This is a genomic window from Marinobacter sp. ATCH36, from assembly GCF_023555055.1.
In the GTDB taxonomy this organism is placed as follows: Bacteria; Pseudomonadota; Gammaproteobacteria; order Pseudomonadales; family Oleiphilaceae; genus Marinobacter.
On the sequence record NZ_JAMJPL010000001.1, the window covers coordinates 430,389 to 450,357 of the forward strand.

17 protein-coding genes and 1 tRNA gene are annotated in these 19,969 nt (G+C 54.1%); 8 read left to right on the plus strand and 10 right to left on the minus strand.

Annotated elements, in window-relative coordinates:
* Positions 1–15 precede the first annotated feature (15 nt).
* Positions 16–92: transfer RNA gene (locus tag M8010_RS01905), tRNA-Pro, on the plus strand.
* Positions 93–107: 15 nt separating this feature from the next.
* Here the strand turns inward: M8010_RS01905 and M8010_RS20080 are convergent.
* The 4 genes from M8010_RS20080 to M8010_RS01920 form a co-directional block, all read right to left on the minus strand.
* The gene (locus tag M8010_RS20080; RefSeq protein ID WP_502846198.1) at positions 108–539 is read right to left on the minus strand and encodes an FAD-binding protein; all 432 of its coding nucleotides are present in this window, start codon (positions 537–539) and stop codon (positions 108–110) included.
* A 20-nt stretch (positions 540–559) separates the two neighbouring features.
* Entirely contained in the window at positions 560–1,000 is a 441-nt protein-coding gene (locus M8010_RS01910) for a DUF4864 domain-containing protein (protein ID WP_250087373.1), read from the minus strand.
* A 63-nt stretch (positions 1,001–1,063) separates the two neighbouring features.
* Positions 1,064–1,849, minus strand: a complete 786-nt coding sequence (locus tag M8010_RS01915) for an SDR family NAD(P)-dependent oxidoreductase (protein ID WP_250087379.1) — start codon at positions 1,847–1,849, stop codon at positions 1,064–1,066.
* A 97-nt stretch (positions 1,850–1,946) separates the two neighbouring features.
* Positions 1,947–3,755 (minus strand): ABCB family ABC transporter ATP-binding protein/permease, encoded by a 1,809-nt coding sequence (locus tag M8010_RS01920; protein ID WP_250087381.1) that lies wholly within the window; start codon positions 3,753–3,755, stop codon positions 1,947–1,949.
* 251 nt (positions 3,756–4,006) lie between these two features.
* On the opposite strand from M8010_RS01920, the gene M8010_RS01925 reads away from it, so the two are divergent.
* On the plus strand, positions 4,007–5,752 hold the full coding sequence (locus M8010_RS01925; protein WP_250090091.1) for an ABC transporter transmembrane domain-containing protein: 1,746 nt from the start codon (positions 4,007–4,009) through the stop codon (positions 5,750–5,752).
* An 81-nt stretch (positions 5,753–5,833) separates the two neighbouring features.
* Positions 5,834–7,108, plus strand: coding sequence for a 4-aminobutyrate--2-oxoglutarate transaminase (gene gabT / locus M8010_RS01930; RefSeq protein WP_250087383.1), 1,275 nt, complete (start codon positions 5,834–5,836; stop codon positions 7,106–7,108).
* A gap of 109 nt (positions 7,109–7,217) precedes the next feature.
* On the opposite strand, the gene M8010_RS01935 is transcribed toward gabT, so the two are convergent.
* Positions 7,218–7,958, minus strand: coding sequence for a ParA family protein (locus tag M8010_RS01935; RefSeq protein WP_250087391.1), 741 nt, complete (start codon positions 7,956–7,958; stop codon positions 7,218–7,220).
* 230 nt (positions 7,959–8,188) lie between these two features.
* Here M8010_RS01935 and M8010_RS01940 point away from each other — a divergent pair, with 230 nt between their 5' ends.
* The gene (locus M8010_RS01940; RefSeq protein WP_250087393.1) at positions 8,189–8,959 is read left to right on the plus strand and encodes a VC0807 family protein; all 771 of its coding nucleotides are present in this window, start codon (positions 8,189–8,191) and stop codon (positions 8,957–8,959) included.
* A gap of 117 nt (positions 8,960–9,076) precedes the next feature.
* Here the strand turns inward: M8010_RS01940 and gyrB are convergent, their stop codons facing one another.
* From gyrB to dnaA, 5 genes are all read right to left on the minus strand, one after another.
* Positions 9,077–11,491, minus strand: coding sequence for a DNA topoisomerase (ATP-hydrolyzing) subunit B (gene gyrB / locus M8010_RS01945; protein ID WP_250087401.1), 2,415 nt, complete (start codon positions 11,489–11,491; stop codon positions 9,077–9,079).
* Positions 11,492–11,574: 83 nt separating this feature from the next.
* Positions 11,575–12,702 (minus strand): DNA replication/repair protein RecF, encoded by a 1,128-nt coding sequence (gene recF, locus M8010_RS01950; protein WP_250087402.1) that lies wholly within the window; start codon positions 12,700–12,702, stop codon positions 11,575–11,577.
* Positions 12,703–12,801: 99 nt separating this feature from the next.
* A complete protein-coding gene (locus M8010_RS01955) occupies positions 12,802–14,073 on the minus strand; it encodes an ABC1 kinase family protein (protein WP_250087412.1) in 1,272 nt (423 codons plus the stop codon).
* 32 nt (positions 14,074–14,105) lie between these two features.
* The gene (gene dnaN / locus M8010_RS01960; protein ID WP_250087415.1) at positions 14,106–15,209 is read right to left on the minus strand and encodes a DNA polymerase III subunit beta; all 1,104 of its coding nucleotides are present in this window, start codon (positions 15,207–15,209) and stop codon (positions 14,106–14,108) included.
* A 57-nt stretch (positions 15,210–15,266) separates the two neighbouring features.
* Positions 15,267–16,715, minus strand: a complete 1,449-nt coding sequence (gene dnaA / locus M8010_RS01965) for a chromosomal replication initiator protein DnaA (protein WP_250087417.1) — start codon at positions 16,713–16,715, stop codon at positions 15,267–15,269.
* A 641-nt stretch (positions 16,716–17,356) separates the two neighbouring features.
* On the opposite strand from dnaA, the gene rpmH reads away from it, so the two are divergent.
* From rpmH to yidC, 4 genes are read left to right on the plus strand one after another with little or no spacing between them, the layout of a single operon-like run.
* Entirely contained in the window at positions 17,357–17,491 is a 135-nt protein-coding gene (rpmH, locus tag M8010_RS01970; RefSeq protein WP_008172542.1) for a 50S ribosomal protein L34, read from the plus strand.
* 15 nt (positions 17,492–17,506) lie between these two features.
* Entirely contained in the window at positions 17,507–17,914 is a 408-nt protein-coding gene (gene rnpA / locus M8010_RS01975; RefSeq protein ID WP_250087418.1) for a ribonuclease P protein component, read from the plus strand.
* Complete coding sequence (gene yidD, locus M8010_RS01980) at positions 17,914–18,210, plus strand: membrane protein insertion efficiency factor YidD (RefSeq protein WP_250087420.1); 297 nt, start codon at positions 17,914–17,916, stop codon at positions 18,208–18,210. The genes rnpA and yidD overlap by 1 nt, the downstream gene beginning before the upstream one ends.
* Before the next feature lie 4 nt (positions 18,211–18,214).
* The gene (yidC, locus tag M8010_RS01985) at positions 18,215–19,927 is read left to right on the plus strand and encodes a membrane protein insertase YidC (RefSeq protein WP_250087422.1); all 1,713 of its coding nucleotides are present in this window, start codon (positions 18,215–18,217) and stop codon (positions 19,925–19,927) included.
* Positions 19,928–19,969: the final 42 nt, after the last annotated feature.

Sequence of the window (19,969 nt, forward strand, 5' to 3'; positions counted from 1 at the left end):
ATACCGGCCGTTGATCGGCGTGTGGCGCAGCTTGGTAGCGCACTTCGTTCGGGACGAAGGGGTCGCAGGTTCGAATCCTGCCACGCCGACCATTCCTTTCCCGCCTGTTAATAACCTGCTGTTGTTTCAATAACCCTTATATCAACACCCCCGGAATCCAGTGTTTTCTTGGCAGACCTCAATACGTCCGCAAACAAATCCGGCCTCTGGCGGTCATAGCCTGGCCGAATCAGGGCATCCCGCATATATGGAGCGCGGATAAACTGCTGGCGCCAGTCGCCGGCCTGGCCCTGATCCGGCTTTTGCTCCCTGACAGCCTGAACCGAACCGCCGGAGCGGGTGGCAATCCAGCCTCCCAGGGTCGAGAACTCGAAAGACTGGGGAAAATGCCGCAGAGTATAACCGTGGGGCCTCAGCCCGTCCTCAAGGGCCGGACCATAAACGCCACCCTCAATGTGAGCCGCACGGGACTGGAGCCGCCGCCGTAGGGAATCACCGCTGCGCCACTGCGACTGGCGTAGTCCAGTTCGTCGATACAGTCTAGTTCAGAGGAATAGCTCTAGATGCCAATATCAGCCTCTTGCAGTCGGACACCGGCAATTTTCCAGTTGCCGTCCATCTGCACCATTCGATAATAGGCATCCCACCGTTTGCCGTCCGGGCCCTGGAGTTTCACTACCTGGATGTCGAAATCGCTGTGGGGTACGCGCTCAAGGAACTCAATGGCGGTCGCGCTGTGAACCGCGGGGTAAGCCTGACGGACCATATCAAAGAAAACCCCGGACGATCCGAATCTGCGCTTGATGCCTTCAGATGCGTAAGCCCAGGCCTGTTCCTCGTCATCATTGGCGAAAGCTTCGATCTGGCGAAGTATGGTGTCCTGGATCTCTTCGTCCTTGTCGCCGGCCAGGGGGTGGGATGACCAGAGTAGTACCACTGCCAGAATAGCCAGCAGGATCACCACGCTTTTTCTACCGACACTCGTGCGCGTGTGGCCCATGACAACATCCCCCTATATTGATCATATTTTAATCAATACGAATGTCAACACAGCGCGGATTCATTAACTGCCTGCAAAGGAAAGCGAATCCACCAGCTCCGGGCCGCTGAACACGGCGCCGTTAAAGTCGCTCTCGGCAGTCTGAACGAGAACAAACGCCAGGGCGCTGGCCGCCTGCTCGGCAGTCAGGCACTCGCCTTCGGCTAGCCTTTCACCCAGCCACTGGGCATGGGGAAGATTCAGTTCTGCGGCCTTATCGATATGGTCCCTGATGCCGGGGGTATCGACCAGCCCTGGCTGGAACAGGCTGATCACCGGCCCATGCCGCATTGTCCCGAATTCTACAGCGAGCTGTTGCACCAGCCTTCTCAACGCCATCTTGCTGACACCGTAACTGCCGGTACCCGGTTGTGCGTGTTTGTCCATACCGGCACCGATCATGACAACCCTTGATGCCGGATCCCGACCGTTCAGAACAGGTAGCAGGGACTGGGTCAGCAACATGGGCGCCGACACGTTTACGGCCAGGGCTTCCTGGAAATCGATCAGGTCCAGGCTGGCAAAGTCCGCGGCCGGCTCACCAGCACCCGCACAGTAGATAAACGCCGACAGATGGTCGACTGTCTCACACACTCTGTCAGCCAGACTACGGGTGCTGGCCGGGTCGGCAAAATCCACGGTCAGAGTCACAACCCGAGATGTCGGCGAATCGCTGCGAATTTCCCCGGCGACATGTTCGAGTTTTGAACCGGTACGGCCGGCAAGGATCAGGTTATTGCCCTGTTTCGATAGTTCCAGGGCGAGTGCCCTGCCAATGCCAGAGCCAGCTCCGGTGATCAGTATCCACATATTAATGCTCCCGTTCGGTCTGAGGTGGCCAGGCGTTTTCTATAGGTCTACACAGGTCAGATACGTCGTCACGAAGCATCAGGATTGAATCAACGGGTCAGTCTTCCCTGTCTTGACCGTCTCCGCTTCGATGTTGCTGCGCCCAGAGATGGGCGTAATGGCCACCCAGGGACAGCAACGTGGCGTGGTTGCCGCTCTCGATAATATGGCCTTCGTCCATCACCAGGATGGTATCCGCATCCCGGATCGTGGACAGGCGGTGGGCGATAACCAGCGACGTGCGCTGGCGGCTGACTTCCTTCAGCGCCCCCAGAATTGCCTGTTCAGACAAGGAGTCCAGCGAGGACGTGGCTTCGTCCAGAATGAGCACCGGAGGATTCTTGAGGATCACCCGGGCAATGGCTACCCGTTGTTTCTCGCCGCCAGAGAGCTTCAGGCCGCGCTCGCCGACCTGGGTATCGTATCCATCCGGCAGGCTCTGGATAAAGGCGTCCAGGTGGGCCATGCGAGCTGCCCGATAGACTTCCTCTTCGGTGGCCTCCGGCCTGCCATAGGCGAGATTGCGGTAGAGCGTATCGTTAAATAGCACTGTGTCCTGGGGCACCACACCGATCGCTGCGCGCAGGCTGTCCTGGGTGACGGTGCGAACATCCTGGCCGTCAATGGCAATACTGCCCTGGTCCACATCGTAAAACCGGAACAGCAGGCGGGCGAGGGTAGACTTGCCGGCGCCGCTGGCACCCACCACGGCGACAGTGTGTCCGGCCGGTATGGAAAAACTGACGTCCCTCAGAATCCGGCGATCCTGGCGATAGGCGAAGTGGACATGGTCGAAACGGACCTCGCCTTTATCCACAACCAGAGCTTTGGCATCGGGAGCATCCTCTATGGCTGGTTCGTCACCGAGTAGTCCGAATAGCCGCTCCACATTGACCAGTGCCTGGCGAATTTCCCGATAGACAAAGCCCAGGGCGTTCAGGGGAATAAACAGCTGCAACAGATAGGCGTTGATCATGGTGAAATCACCCAGGGTGATTTCACCACTGGCCACTTCCCGCACCGCCATAACCATAATGGCAATCATCGCCAGGCCAATGATAAAGGCCTGTCCGGAGTTTAATGCTGCGAGTGACAGACGGTTTTTCAGGCGGGCTTTCTCCCAGTCATCCAGGTCCTTGTCATAGAGCTTCGCCTCGAAACGCTCATTATTGAAATACTTGACCGTCTCGTAGTTCAGCAGGCTGTCCACCGCCCGTGAATTGGACTGGTTATCCCGAGCATTGGCCTCCCGCACGAACCTGGTACGCCATTCGGTGACTTTTATTGAAAACACCACGTAGACAATCACCGCCACAAGAATGGCCAATACGTAGCCCACGTTGAACACCACGAACAGGATGCCGGCCACCAACAGAATCTCCAGCAGCGTGGGCACGATGTTGAACAGGGTAAAACGCAGGAGAAAACTGATGCCATTGGTGCCCCGTTCGATATCCCGGGCCAGGCCACCGGTTTTACGGTCCAGGTGGAACGCCAGTTCCCGGTTATGCAGATGCTCAAAAACCCGCAGCGACACCCGCCGCATGGCCCGTTCGGCTACCCGGGCAAATACCGCATCCCGCAACTCACTGAACAGGGTGCTGCCAAAACGAAGCAGGCCATAGGCGACGACCAGAAGCACCGGAATCCATAACAGCGCCTCGCCGCCACGGTTCTCGTCCAGGTAGTCAACGATATACTTCAGGGCGACCGGTGTGGCGACCGTCGCCAGCTTGGAAATCACCAGAAACCCCAGCGCCAGAGCAACGCGACCACGGAATTCCGCCAGATATGGCCAGAGACCGGAGATAACTTTCCAGTCCGGTTTATGGTCCGCAGGGTAGTCGTTATCGGCGTAGGCTCTCACTGTCGAGAATAACTCCAAGGTTGGGGAGCGCGCGTGGGTGGTAGGGTCTTCCGGGACACGCTGTAAATACGTCCCTGTACGCTCGACAAAAGCCATCCATGGCTTTTGACGGTCCCGGAAGACCCTACCACCCAGGTGTGCTCTGCCCCAATGTATGATAGGTCTTGTTACGAGTAAAAATCGTAAGATGTCAAAGTCTACAGTACCCCGCATGCAGGAGGCATATCATTAACACCCGTCACCGCAAGGCACTGAAACTGGCCGTCGATTTCATCAGCCCTTACAAAAGAGCCGTTGCCGGTGCCCTTGTCGCTCTGGTATTTACGGCTGGCATCACACTTGGACTTGGTCAGGGGTTACGGATTCTGGTCGACCAGGGGCTGGCAACCCAATCGCCGGCCATGTTATCCAAAGCCGTGGGGCTGTTTTTCGTATTGGTGATCGGGCTCGCCATTGGCTCCTTTGCCCGTTTTTATCTGGTGTCCTGGATCGGGGAACGGGTAGTCGCAGATATTCGCAAGCAGGTGTTCAACCACCTGATTGACCTTCACCCCGGCTTTTACGAGAAAAACCGGAGCCTGGAGATTCAGTCTCGGTTTACAGCGGACACCACTGTGCTGCAGTCCGTGATTGGTTCCACCGTATCCATTGCCCTGCGCAATACGCTGATGCTGATCGGCGGGCTGATACTGCTGTTCGTCACCAATGCCAAACTCGCCAGCATTATTATTCTCGGCTTTCCGTTGGTGATTGTTCCTATTCTGGTTTATGGGCGCCGGGTGAGAAACCTCTCGAGGCTCAGCCAGGACCGGGTAGCAGAAGTGGGCAGTTATGTGGGGGAAAACCTTACCCAGATCAAGACCGTGCAGGCATTCAATCACCAGCCCCATGACCGCCGGTTCTTCGCCCGTGTTGCTGAGAATGCCTTCGATATTGCGCGGGTGAGGATTCGGCAACGGGCCTGGTTGACCACCATCGCGATTACCTTGGTGATGGGTGCCATCGGTGTGGTGATATGGATTGGCGGGCTGGATGTTATTTCCGGGCGTACCAGCCCGGGGGAACTGGCGGCGTTCGTGTTCTACAGCCTGCTGGTGGGACTGGCGGCAGGCGCCATCAGCGAGGTGATTGGTGAGTTGCAACGAGCCGCCGGGGCGGCGGCGCGGATCTTCGAGTTGTTGCAGACGCCAAGTGACATTCACATGGAGACAAACGCTGCTGAAGTAATGCCGGAAACGATTGCCGGGGATATCGAGATCAACAACCTGAGCTTTTCCTACCCCTCCCGTCCCGATATCCAGGTTTTGAAGGACCTTTCACTGAGAATTCATGCCGGCGAAACAGTGGCTCTGGTCGGTCCTTCCGGAGCAGGCAAGTCCACGCTGTTCGACCTGCTGCTGCGGTTTTATGACCCGGATACGGGGCAGATTCTTATCGATGATACCGACAGCCGCCAGGTAGCGCTCGATGAGCTGCGACGATGCTTTGCGCTGGTGCCCCAGAATCCGGCACTGTTTCACGGCACCATCGCCGATAATATTCGCTACGCTCGCCCGGATGCCAGTGATGAGGCCATGGTTCAGGCCGCACGCATTGCCCATGCTGATGAATTCATTCGTAAACTGCCCCAAGGTTATGAAACACCCCTGGGAGATACCGGCCTGGGGCTATCCGGCGGCCAGAAACAACGGCTGGCGATTGCAAGGGCATTGCTCGCGGATGCACCTATACTGTTACTGGATGAGGCAACCAGTGCTCTGGATGCGGAGAGTGAACACCTGATTCAACAGGCAATGCCGGGCTTGATGTCAAACCGCACAACACTGGTGATTGCGCACCGTCTGGCCACCGTGAGGCACGCCGATCGTATTATTGTGCTGGAGGCGGGGATTGTTCAGGATATCGGTAAACACGACGAGCTTGTCGAACGCAATGCGTTGTACCGTCGACTGGCAGAACTACAGTTCCGCGAAGACAATCCGGGGCGTGATACGTAGAAACATCAATGCCGGGTTCTCAAACCTCACGGTCATTTCGTGTATGCTGACAGGTCTAAACCGAATTCGAGGAGAGGCAAAGTGACGAACAAAGAATTGCAGGCACTCAAAGAACGTTATGTCGCGGCCGGTGCTGCCAGCCCCAACGAGCAGTTTGCCGACCATGCGACCAATGCCGAACTCTGGGATGCGGATGGCAAGCGTATGATCGACTTCGCCGGCGGCATTGGTGTATTGAATATCGGCCATCGTCACCCTAAAGTGGTCGAGGCAGTGAAAGCGCAGCTGGATAAGCTGATGCACACCTGCCAGACCGTCATGCCCTATGAGGGCTATGTGAAGCTGGCACAGAAGCTTAGTGAGGTCGTTCCCGTCAAGGGCAACGCCAAGGTCATGCTTGCCAACTCCGGCGCAGAGGCACTGGAAAATGCCATGAAGATTGCCCGGGCGGCAACCGGCAAAACCAACGTTATCTGCTTTGACGGCGGTTATCACGGCCGTACATTCTACACCATGGCCATGAACGGTAAGGCTGCACCCTACCAGACCGATTTCGGGCCCATGCCGGGCACCGTATTCCGCGCACCCTATCCCGTACCTTATCACGGTGTCAGTGAAGATGAAGCGCTTCGTGGTCTGAAGATGGCCATGAAAGCAGACTCTCCGGCTCAGGATACCGCCGCTATTGTGATCGAGCCGGTACTGGGTGAGGGCGGTTTTTACGCGGCACCAGCCAGCTTCCTGAAAGAGATTCGCAAGATCTGCGATGAAAATGGCATCCTGATGATTGCGGACGAAGTCCAGAGCGGCTTCGGGCGGACAGGCAAGATGTTTGCCATTGAACACAGTGGCGTTGAGCCGGATATCATGACCATGGCCAAAAGCATGGCTGATGGTATGCCCATTTCCGCCATTGTTGGCACCGACAAGGTGATGGACTCTTCCGGCCCGAATTCCCTGGGTGGCACCTATACCGGTAGCCCCACCGCCTGTGCAGCAGCACTGGCAGTATTTGATGTGTTCAAGGAAGAGGACATTCTGGGCAAGAGCCAGCGCCTGGGTGACAAGCTGCGCAAGCGTTTTGACCAGTGGCAGGAGCAGTTCCCCCATGTGGATAACGTGCGTAACCTGGGGCCCATGGCCGCTATTGAGCTGGTCACAGACAAGACCAGCAAGGAGCCAAGGGCAGACTTTGCCGCGGCCGTGACCAAAAAAGCCAAGGAAAACGGCTTGATCCTGCTCAGTTGTGGCATGTATGGCAATACTATCCGCTTCCTGATGCCGGTCACCATTGAGGACGACGTTCTCGAGGAAGGTCTGGGTATTGTGGAACAGGCCCTGAAAGAGGTTGGCTGAATGACCTACACGCAGGGCGTTTGATCGTCCTGCTACTGCCTTCCTAAGCGCTGGTCAGTTCCTTGCTGACCAGCGTTTTTTTTGGGTTAGAAAAACTCCTTGCCACTCGCTAGAGCAGCTTGCGGATTTCCTTCCATAACCGGCGATAGGCATCCGCAGCGGCGGACGACCGATCCATCAACTCGACAGGCTGGCCACTTTCGCCCATTTTCTCCACAACACTGGCATTGGGGATGATGGCATTCAGCCCCCCTTCAAGATGCTCTTTCCGGTTGATTACCATCTCCCGATGGAGGTTTTTGCGCCGGTCCACCATCGAGAAGAACGGATGCAGGCGGCCGGGTTTGAGCTTCTTGTCCCTGGCGAAGTCCTGAAGCTGGTGCCAGCTGTTAAGTGCAAGCCAGGTGGGTACCACCGGCACAAATACGCCGTCTGCCGTTTTCAGCACCTGCTCCGATAAGCGCGACATTGACGGTGGACAGTCCAGCACCACCAGGCTGGTTTCCTCTGAAAGCGGCGCCAGCCAGTTCTTGAGCGTATTGTTGCTGTCGTCCTTATCCAGTCGCACATCAAGGTTGCGAAAGCTATTGTGGGCAGGAACGAAGTCCAGGTTGGGGTAGGCACTGTCGCGAATAAACTTGCCTATCGGAGTTTTGCCGTCCATCAGCGCGGCCAGTTTCCGGCCTTTGATCTCGTCGGTACCGGCCAGATACCAGCTTGCTGCCCCCTGGGGGTCCAGGTCCCATAACAGTGTGGAGATACCGGCCTGACTGGCCAGATAGGCGATGTTCACAGCCGCTGCGGTTTTACCCACACCGCCTTTGAGACTGTAGAACGCAATAATCTTCATGCTCCCTCCTGAAGCCTGGCGGAAAAATGGCTTGTAGCTTAACCGATTCCACTTATGCGAGTGTTGCAATTACATGACACCGACACACGAACTACCATATACCGGATTTCACTCCCCGACCATTGCGTTCTGCCTACGATAAACGGTGGTTTCATCGTATACTGCGTGGAGATTTTTTCGGTATGCTGGGTTTCTGACAGCATCACTTTCCCGAACCATCAGGCTGATTTATGACCCCCCAGGAAATCCGACCAAGACCGTCCCATAAACCCAGGCCCTGGGTAGACCTTCTTGTCAGCATCATCATTCCCTCAGTTATTCTTATGAAACTGAGCGGTGATGAGTACCTGGGCAGTGTGATGGCCCTGGTAATCGGTCTCGCTTTCCCTCTGGGCTGGGGCCTGTTCGAGCTGGTACGGTACCGTAAATACAATTTTATCGCCGTGCTGGGCGTCATCAGTGTCGGCCTTACCGGTGGTATCGGCCTGATGGAGCTGGATGCCGGCTGGTTGGCAATCAAAGAAGCCGCCGTTCCCGCAGTGATTGGTATCGCGGTACTGATCTCGACCCGTACCAGGTACCCGCTGGTTAAAACCCTGCTGTACAACCCGACGGTACTGGATGTGGAAAAAATCCAGGCGGTTCTGAAGGAAAGGGGGAGCGAGGCAGAGTTCGAATCCCGGCTGCTGAAGGCAAGCTACTTCTTCAGTCTGACCTTCCTGTTCTCATCGATTATGAACTTCGTTCTGGCCAAATGGATTGTCACCAGTGCTTCCGGCACGCAAGCCTTCAACGAAGAGCTGGGACGAATGACACTGGTCAGTTACCCGATGATTGCCATTCCATCGATGATCATGATGATCGCCATTTTCTATTATCTGTGGCGCTCCATTCGCCGGCTCACTGGTTACACTCTGGAGGAGGTCATGGCGCCCCACCTGGCGGCAAAGCATGAGAATAGTGAATCATCGGATTCGGGGTCCAGTCGGCAAGACCCATAACAAACAGAATTTTGTCATCAGGTTATTGATTTTAAATAAAAAAGGCGACCAAATGGTCGCCTTTTTTGTGCCCCTGGCACTCTCTAGGAGCTGTCCTGATACCGTCACACCATAGTGTCAGATATCCAGATTGGTCACTTCCAGAGCATTGTTCTGGATAAACAACCGGCGCGGCTCCACATCATCACCCATCAGTGTCGTGAAGATCTGGTCCGCTGCGATGGCGTCCTCAATGGTCACTTTCATCATTCGACGCGTTTCGGGGTCCATGGTGGTTTCCCAAAGCTGTTCCGGGTTCATCTCACCCAGGCCCTTGTAGCGCTGGATGTTCAGCCCGCGCTGGGCCTCCTTCATCAACCACTCCAAAGCGCCTGCGAAGGACAACACCGTCTGCTTGCGCTCACCACGCTGAATATAGGCTCCCTCTTCCACCAGGCCGTCCAGAGTTTCGCCCATCCGCGCGATAGCGCCATAAGAGGACGACTCGAAGAAGTCGTGGCTGAAAACGTGGTTATGGGGAATACCATGTACATAAATCACTACCTTCGGCAGGTAGAGATTGCGCTCGGTATCCTTTTCCACGGAGAAGGTGTATTTGGTGCCTGTGCGGGTATCCAGTTGCAGGCCATCACCCAGGCGCGCAACCCAACGGGCTACCGATTCTTCTTCCTTCAGATCTTCCGGCTTCAGGGTTATGTTATCCAGCATCTGTTGAAGTACTTTCGCAGGATAGGCCCGGGACAGACGATCAATCATCGCCATCACCGCCTGGTAGTCCTTGACCATTGTTTCCAGCGCAGAATCCTTGATGGCCGGCGCGTCCGGATTGACATAAAGCTGGGCACCTTCCAGCGCCGTCTGGGTCAGATAGGCTTCCTTGGCTTTCTCATCCTTCAGGTACTGCTCCTGCTTACCCCGCTTTACCTTGTAAAGCGGAGGCATCGCAATGAACACATGACCACGCTCGATAATTTCCCGCATTTGCCGGAACAGGAAGGTGAGCAGCAGAGTGCGAATGTGGGAGCCATCCACATCGGCATCGGTCATGATGATCAGGGAATGGTAGCGAAGCTTCTCAGGATTGAATTCTTCGCGGCCGATACCACAACCTAGTGCGGTGATCAGTGTGCCTACCTCGGCGGAAGACAGCATCTTGTCGAACCGTGCTTTCTCCACGTTCAGGATCTTGCCTTTAAGCGGCAGAATAGCCTGGGTTTTGCGATCACGACCCTGTTTGGCGCTGCCGCCCGCAGAATCACCCTCCACAATAAACAGTTCGGACAACGCCGGGTCTTTTTCCTGACAATCCGCCAGTTTTCCTGGCAAACCGGCGATGTCCAGAGCGCCCTTGCGACGGGTCATGTCCCTGGCCTTGCGGGCAGCTTCGCGAGCTCGGGCAGCTTCAATCATCTTGTTGACGATCAGCTTCGCTTCATTAGGCTGCTCTTGCAGGAAATCTGCAAATGACTGGTACAACTCCTGCTCCACCGCAGTTTTTACCTCGGACGAGACCAGTTTGTCCTTGGTCTGCGAGGAGAACTTGGGGTCCGGAACTTTCACACTGATAATGGCGGTCAGGCCTTCCCGGGCGTCATCGCCAGACGTACTGACCTTTGCCTTCTTGCCCAACCCCTCATGTTCAATATAGTTGTTCAGTGAGCGGGTCAGGGCAGCGCGGAAGCCTGCCAGGTGAGTACCGCCATCACGCTGAGGGATATTGTTGGTGAACGTGTAGATGTTCTCCTGGAAGGCATCGTTCCACTGCATGGCAACTTCTACCGCAATGCCGTCTTCGCGCTGCTTGATGAAGTGGAATACCCGGTTGATTGGCGTCTTGTTAGCGTTCAGGTGCTCAACAAATGCCCGTAAACCACCTTCATATTCAAAAACTTCTTCTTTTCCGGAACGTTCGTCCTGCAGGCGGATACGCACGCCGCTATTCAGAAAAGCCAGTTCCCGCAGTCGTTTTGCCAGGATATCCCAATGGAATTCGATACTGGTGAAGGTGTCAGGAGAAGGAATGAAGTGAACCTTGGTACCACTGGCATCGGTATCACCCACGACACCAAGGGGCGCCTTCGGCACGCCGCCATTGTAGACCTGCTCATATACCTTGCCGTCACGACGGATGGTCAGCGTAAGCGAAGAGGACAGGGCGTTTACAACAGAGACGCCAACACCGTGCAGACCACCAGAAACCTTATAGCTGTTGTCGTCGAACTTACCCCCGGCATGGAGAACGGTCATGATGACTTCAGCGGCGGATACACCTTCCCCCTCGTGAAGATCAACAGGAATACCCCGGCCATTATCTTTGACGGTAACTGATTCGTCTGGATGAATGATCACTCCGATTTCAGAGCAGTGCCCTGCGAGCGCTTCATCAATGGAGTTATCCACCAACTCGAAAACCATGTGGTGCAGGCCGGTACCGTCATCGGTATCGCCAATATACATACCGGGCCGTTTCCGCACCGCGTCCAGTCCTTTCAATACCTTGATACTGGAGGAATTGTAGTTCGATTCGCTCATTAGGGCACTCCTGAAGGTGATTTCCCGGCCTGAACCCATTGCCTCTACACAGAGGAATGAAGATGGGTCATCCGGGCCTTGTTCTATTCTTCCGTCAATTTTCCATGTTCCACGTGGAACAATCTGTATTCCGGCATGGTGTTCTGCCAAAGCTCTTCGGGTTGAGGTGGCTCTATCGATGTCAGAAAAACCTGGCATCGTAATTCGTAGAGCTTCTGAGCAAGCATCGCCCGATGCCCCACATCCAGTTCTGCATTGATATCATCCAGCAGAAAGGTAACCTGTTTCCCCAGATTGCTCAGTACCATGCCCTGAGCAATCTTCATTAGAATAACCAGCGTTTTTTGTTGCCCCCTGGAAAAGGTTTCTGACACCGGTCGGCCCTGAAAACGCAACCGTATGTCGGCGCGGTTGGGTCCATACAACGTATGTCCCATTTTGCGTTCCTGTTCCCGATGGGATTTCAACACATCAACCAGGGATCGAGATGAGTCCCAGCCAGCATAGAAATCAAGCTTGAGCCCGTATACCCAAGGCGCTTCAATCTCTCCAAGCAAGCTATTAAAGGCCCTGGTAAACAGATCGAAGGTTTCTTTACGTGCTTCAGTCAGACGCTCTGACAACTCCGTATACTGGGAGTCCCAGACTTTCATCAGGGCATCGTCTATTCTACCAGTTCTGAGGATTTGATTCCGCTGCGATGTGACTCTTTGGCACTGTTGCCAGATTGAAGCAAATGATGGTTCCACGTGGAACACTGCCCAGTCCAGAAATTGCCGCCGCTTACCGGGGCCGCCGGCTACTATATCAAACACCCCCGGGTCGATAACCGACACCGGTAGATGCAACGCCAACGACGACAAATTCCGCACTGCCTCTCCATCAACACGTAGTGTCGTCTCTTTCGCCAAAACGTCCCGCGAAATCCCAACACGATGGCTAAGCTCACCCTCAGGTGATGCCACTCGCTTTTCGGACATTCCTGTATCAAGGCCACCAAATACTGTCAGCTTCTGCTGACCATGGCTGACGACTGCCTGATGTCGACTAACGCGGAATGATCGTCCAAGCCCCAGGTAACCAATGGCCTCCAGCACACTGCTTTTGCCACTGCCATTTTCGCCGAATATAAGATTAATCGAGGGAGAGAAGCTGATCGGCGCTGATGCGAGATTACGGAAGTATTCCGTTTGCAGTTTAACGAGCGCCATAAGTCACAATAAGTAATCAGCCTGAAGACGGAACAAAAAAGGGCAGCGTGCCTATCGGCAACGCTGCCCCAGTGTACAAAACCTTAGGGATGAAGGCGATCAATGCAGCATGGTCAGCCGCTCGTCCATAAACACATCCATCTCTGGCGCCAGTATGTGAACGTAACGGTCGAAGTAGAGGAACTGCTTCAGCAACAACGCAAACTCCCGTGGAAAATGAAGTCCGTGGCCTTCGCCAATACGAACCATATCCATCAGAATATTGTTTACGTCGTCTTCAGCCTGATCCGGCTGATAGGGGCTCTCGTCTGGAACCATCTTATCCATCTGCTGGTACAAACGACGAAGGTCGTTTGCCAGTTCGCTGGCCTGAACCTTTTGATGGGTAATACCAATACGGATCATCGCATCCGCCATACCATCAAAGTTTCCAACCATGACCGAGGAAATAAAGTCGCTGACCGCCTGCCATGTGTCCGGCCGAATCCGGCCCACAATACCGAAATCGATAAAGCCAACGCGCCCGTCCTTGAGCACCATCAGATTACCCGCATGAACATCCGCGTGGAAAAATTCACACTGGGTGAGGCTCGAAAACCAGGTGTTCATGGCTGTAATCAGCGTCCGTTCAGGATCCCGCGCGTAACCCCGAATGCTTTCCAGGTCTGTCAGCGGAACCCCGTGAAACCGCTCCATAGTAAGAATCCGGCGGGTACTGCAGCTTTCATACACAGCCGGAACAGTCGCGTCATCGTTATGTGTATTCAGCAGAAACTCCCGGAAAACCTTCAGGTTATTTGCTTCCTTGATGAAGTCACACTCCTCCATCATGGTGCGTTGAATTTCCTCAACGATGCCGGACAACGACGTCCAGGAAAGCTTTGGAGCCAGCGTTTCAAGTATCCTGGCAGATACGTACAGAAAGTTCAGATCCGTAAGCAGGATGTTTTCCACCCCCGGCTTCTGCACCTTGATCACCACATCTTCCCCGGTAACCAGCTTCGCAGCGTGAACCTGCGCTATGGATGCAGATGCCAGTGCCACCGGATCAATATCGGAATACACCTCTTCGATGGGTCGCCCCAGCTCATCCCTGATGATCTTTCTGATCACGCTGAAGGGCAAGTTTGGGGTACGGTCCAGGCAGTATTGGAACTCCTCCACGTATTCTTTTGGAAAGAACGTGGGCGAGCTGGCAATAAACTGACCCAACTTGATGTAGGTCGCTCCAAGCGACTCAAACGTTTGCCTGAGCAGTCGCGGTGCAGGCGGACGATCGCCACGAACCCAGCTCACGCCAGCGCGCCCGAGTACAGACATTGTCTGGCCAATCCGGAATGCTCCCTTAACGCCGTTCGTCACCTTTCCCATGATTCTCATCCTTATCCCGAAAACATTGCCTGTTACAGCCGCATGGGCATGACAACATACAGGCAACGGTTGTCATTCTGAGCTTCTATCAATGCGCTACTATTGGGGTTGGCCAGAGTAATTTTTACCTGGTCTTCCTCCAGCGCGTTCATCACATCGACCAGGTAGCCTACATTAAAACCGATCTGTAGTGATTCACCCTGATACTCCACAGGCAATGCGTCTTCCGCCTGTTCCTGGTCCGGGTTGTTGGCAAACACCTGCAACTCATTGGGAGCAAGATTCAACCGCACACCCCGAATGTTTTCATGAGAGAGGATACCGGCACGCTGAAGGGTGTTTTTGAGCGTAGCGCGGTCCGCCAATACCACCTTGTCTCCACCGCGGGGAATAACCCGGTTGTAGTCGGGAAACTTGCCTTCGATCAGCTTGGACGTAAACGTATAGGCTCCCACGGTGGCGCGCAGATGGTTATCGCCTATCACCAGGGTCACCGGCGTATCAACATCATCCAGCAGCCGCGACAGCTCAAGTACACCCTTACGGGGCACAATCACCTGACGTGGTTCAGGACAGCCTGTTGGCAGATCGAAATGCGCCATGGCAAGGCGGTGACCATCCGTCGCGACTGTACGAACGTGATCCTTATCCACTTCCAGTAACAGGCCATTGAGATAGTAACGGACATCCTGTTGCGCCATGGCAAAGGCCGTTGCATCGAACATCCGGCTGAGTTCTTTCTGTGGTAGCTCAAGCCGGAAGCTTTCCGCCTCGTCCTCTACATTGGGGAAATGCTCCGCAGGTAACGTCGACAGGGTGAAATGGCTGGCGCCACACCGCAAATGAAGCCGATCGCCTTCCAGTCCCAGCTCAATGGGGGATTCCTCACCCAGCGCACGGCAGATGTCGGACAGCTTCCGCGCCGGAACCGTAATGCGCCCAGGCTGGTCCACATGCACCGGCGAAACCCGGCCCACAAGTTCTACTTCCATGTTGGTGCCGGTAAGAGTCAGGGAATTCTCTTCCGCCACCAATAAAACATTGGAAAGCACCGGCATCGTCTGTTTTCGTTCCACTACCCCGGCAATGGATTGCAGCGGGATGAGCAGGGATTCTCGGCTGATCGTCAGTTTCATGGCACTCAGCATTCTTTTATTGGAAGGTGAATGTTTATTGGTTGTTCTCAGTACCGATCAGGTAGTAAGCAACCGCATAAAGTTCTGATAATCTTCGCGGATACCCGGATCTGTCTCCTGGAGTTCCACAATCTTTTTACAGGCATGGAGTACCGTTGTGTGATCACGGCCACCAAACGCATCACCAATCTCCGGCAGGCTGTGATTGGTCAATTCTTTTGAAAGTGACATAGCGACCTGCCGTGGCCGGGTGATCGTACGGGTGCGTCGTTTCGACAACAGATCGGATACCTTGATCTTGTAGTATTCCGCCACCGTGCGCTGAATGTTGTCGATACTGACCTGCTTTTCATGCAGCGCCAGCAAGTCCTTGAGGCTTTCGCGAATAAACGGCGGAGTGATTTCCGAACCAGTGAAGTGAGCATTCGCTATCACCAAACGAAGCGCCCCTTCAAGCTCTCGAACATTCGAACGTATTTTCTGGGCAATAAAAAAAGCCGCTTCGCTACTGAGTTTTACGTTTACCTGCTCGGCCTTTTTCATCAGGATCGCTACCCGGGTTTCCAGTTCCGGGGGCTCGACCATCACCGTGAGGCCCCAGCCGAATCGTGACTTCAGCCGCTCCTCCATATCCACAATTTCTTTCGGGAAGCGATCACAGGTAACAATGACTTGCTGCCCACCCTCAAGTAACGCGTTGAAAGTATGGAAAAATTCTTCCTGGGATCGTTCTTTGCGGGCAAAAAACTGGATATCATCAATCAGCAGGGCATCCACAGAACGGTAATATCGCTTGAATTCATTAATCGCGTTAAGCTGAAGCGCCTTGACCATATCTGCCACAAAACGCTCCGAGCGCAGGTAAGCGACCTTTGCCCTGGGATTACGACGCACGATGTCATTACCAATAGCGTGCATAAGGTGGGTTTTACCAAGACCAACCCCACCATAAAGAAACAGAGGGTTATAGGCACCACCGGGATTTTCCGCAACCTGCATGGACGCAGCCCTGGCCAGCTGGTTTGATTTGCCCTCCACAAAGGTATCGAACGTAAAGCCCTCATTGAGAAAGCTCTGGTGCTTTATATCCCCTTCCACCTGCACGGAACGGCGACTGTCCCCACCTCTTGCTTTCGCCGATCGGGGGTTTGCCGTCGCAGCAATTCCCTTTTCTTCCTCTGTTACCGTACTGGAGCCTTCCTGTTCAGACGCCACCCCGTTCACTGCAGCCTCGGAGCGAACTACCAGTTCCGCCGCTCTGGGCGCCGAGCCCACCTTCATGTTCACCAGCGGAGCCTGGCCCCCGTGAAGGTCTTTCAATACTTCTTCGATTCGTCTGAGGTATTTTTCGTTAACCCAGTCCATCACGAACCGGTTTGGCGCAAACAGCATCAACTGACCCTCGCGGTGATCAGACTGCAAGGGCCTGAGCCAGGTGTTGAATTGCTGAGCGGGAAACTCGTCCCGGAGTACTTCCAGACACTGATGCCAGATATTGTTCGGCACGACAGTCTTGCCTCCGATGCCTCAGAAATTACTCGTAACGGATCTCCATGACCCGACGAAAGAGATGACCAAGGATTCTAACCTGCGCACCCCACAAGTGAAAGGGTCAAACGCATTTAATAAACAGCCTGTGGAAATTTAAATCGTTATTTTTCAGTTTTTTACAGACTTACCTACAGCCTTGTGTACAGAAAATTAAAGCTTTGAAGTTACCCACAGCCTGATGTTTGCAACTGGCCCCGAACCCTGTGCAAAAACCACAAACCAACAGTGGATAAATCGCCTGAATCCCGACCCATCATCTTACCCACATTTCCTGCTTTGCTTATCCACAGACCTCAATGGCACTTGTCAACCGCCTTGTAAATGCCTCAATTAGCTATTTACAAAGCTATTTCTGCCGTTATCCACAGAAAATGGCCTGCCTAATAACAGTAATAATAATCCTTAAAGAGATTAAAAAAGACCTACTGAATTTATTACACGACAACCTGGCGGAACCTGAATCCGGATAAGTGCATCATAAAGCTGATAAGCATTGAATTCCGCTGCCACATTGCATAGAATGCCGCTCCTGTTTTGGCTGATCATTTTCCAGTCAATCATTGAATTTCCAATACCCGTAATGTGAGATCGACACCATGAAAAGAACGTTTCAACCCAGCGTACTGAAGCGTAAGCGCGTTCACGGTTTCCGTGCCCGCATGGCAACTGCTAACGGCCGCAAGGTTATCTCCCGTCGTCGTGCCAAGGGCCGTGCCCGTCTGTCTGCGTAAGATATTGATCGCCGGATGAAGGCTTTGACCTTTCCAAAATCGTCGCGGCTCCTGAAGCCAAGTGATTACGGCAAAGTCTTCGATGACGTTCAAATCAGGGTTCCGCACCGGAATTTTCTGATCCTGGCGACACCCAATACACTGGGACACGCCAGGATCGGTTTAGTATTTTCGAAGAAGAATCTGAAGCTCGCGGTACAGCGCAATCGTGTCAAACGCAGGATTCGAGAAACCTTCAGGCACCAACCAGACTTCCCTGCTCTGGACATTGTCGTTCTCGGGCGGCGTGGGTTGGCTGACCTTGATAATGCGACGCTTAATGTTACCGTGATGGAGCTCTGGTCACGTCTCAGAAAGAAAAACCGCCAGCTCCAGATACCCTCAACATCGGAACAATCCGGTACCGGCAAAGGAACGGGTTAATGCGCAAATTGTTGCTCCTGCCCATCCGAGTCTACCAGTACGCAATCAGCCCCCTGATGGCCAGCCACTGCCGTCACTACCCAACTTGTTCCCAGTATGCGATCGAAGCCATCACCGCCCATGGCGCAATAAAAGGCCTTTTTCTTGCGATGAAACGTCTTCTGAGGTGTCATCCGTGGGCAAAAGGCGGGTATGATCCCGTTCCGGGCACTGAAGTCTGCAGCGAGGTAAACTCCTCCACCACTTGTTGCGGGCCGGCCAGCCAAACCCATAACACTAACCAGACCAAACAGTAAGTTTATGGATATTCAACGCATTGCATTATTTGCCGGCCTGGCCATTGTCAGTTACATGATGGTTCTTGCCTGGAACGAAGACTATCACCAGCCGCAGACACAACAGGTTGCCGAACAGACCAGTTCCGCTGCGTCATCGGGTGACAGCGATAACATGACTCTTCCGGATGAATCAGCTAGCGGGACTGAAGCTTCGGCTGAAGAGTTCACCACACCAGAAGGTGACAGTCAGGCAATTGGTGCCTCCGAAAATGGTTCCGTCGATGTCAGTAACCAACTCATTACTATCCGTACTGATGTTTACGAGCTGAAAATAGATCGGGTAGGCGGCAACCTGATAGAAAGTTCCCTGCTCCAGTATGACCGTTCCCTGGACAGCAAAGAGTCTTTGAAGATCCTGACGAATACCAACAAACGCACTTACATCATGGAAAGTGGTCTGATTGGCCGCGATGGTATCGATAGCAAGCGTAACGGCAGCGCTCCGGTATACGACGTCTCAGCAAACCAATACGAGCTGCAGGAAGGCGAAGAGTCGCTGACCGTCAACCTGACCTATTCCACCAATAACAATGTGGAAGTCACCAAACAGTACCAATTCAGTCGCGGCAGCTACGAGATCGATGTACGTTATCTGATCGATAACCAATCCGAAGATGTCTGGCAGGCCAACATGACAGGTAAGATCGTCAGGGATCAGGCTCCGGATCCAACAGCGCAGAACAGCCTGGGCATCAGGGCGTTTCTGGGCATGGTTGTCAGCACCCCGGAAGACCCTTACGAGAAATACGATTTTGATGACCTGACTGAAGAACCTGTTAACCAGTCAGTCACTAATGGCTGGCTGGCATTCCTCCAGCATTACTTTCTGGCCGCCTGGGTACCTGAACGGGATCAACCCGCACAGTTCCAGTCCACACAGCGGGGGCCGCTTCATGTCATGGGGTTTGTCTACCCGGCTACCAAAGTGGAACCAGGACAAACGGCTGAAGTCTCTGCCCGTGCCTACGTCGGCCCCAAGATCATTGAGCGTTTGGAAAACGTAGCTCCCAATCTCGACCGCACCGTTGATTTCGGATTCCTGTTCTTTATCGCGCTACCGCTGTTTCTCATCCTGGACTGGTTCCATGGCCTGGTAGGCAACTGGGGTGTTGCCATCATTCTGTTGACGGTTCTGGTCAAGGCTGTGTTCTTCAAGCTCTCGGCCACCAGCTACCGCTCCATGGCTAGAATGCGCGCGGTTGCCCCGCAGCTCACGAGGCTGAAAGAACTCTATGGCGATGATCGTCAGCGCATGTCCCAGGAAATGATGGCGTTGTACAAACGGGAAAAGATAAACCCCCTGGGTGGCTGCCTGCCGATACTGGTACAGATGCCAGTGTTCATTTCCCTGTACTGGGTTCTGTTCGAAAGTGTGCAGTTGCGTCATGCGCCCTTTATGCTCTGGATTCACGACCTGTCAGTGATGGATCCGTATTTCATTCTGCCGATCCTGATGGGTGCCAGTATGATGTTGCAGATGAGCCTGAACCCGACACCACCGGACCCCATGCAAGCCAAAATCATGAAGATGATGCCACTTATCTTCACGGTATTCTTCCTGTGGTTCCCGGCAGGTCTGGTACTGTACTGGTTGGTCAACAACATCCTGTCCATCAGTCAGCAATGGTATATTACCCGCAAGATTGAAGCGGAGATGGCTGCCAAGAAAAGCTGACCGGATGCAATAACCGGAACCAGTAATCACAGAGGCTCCTTC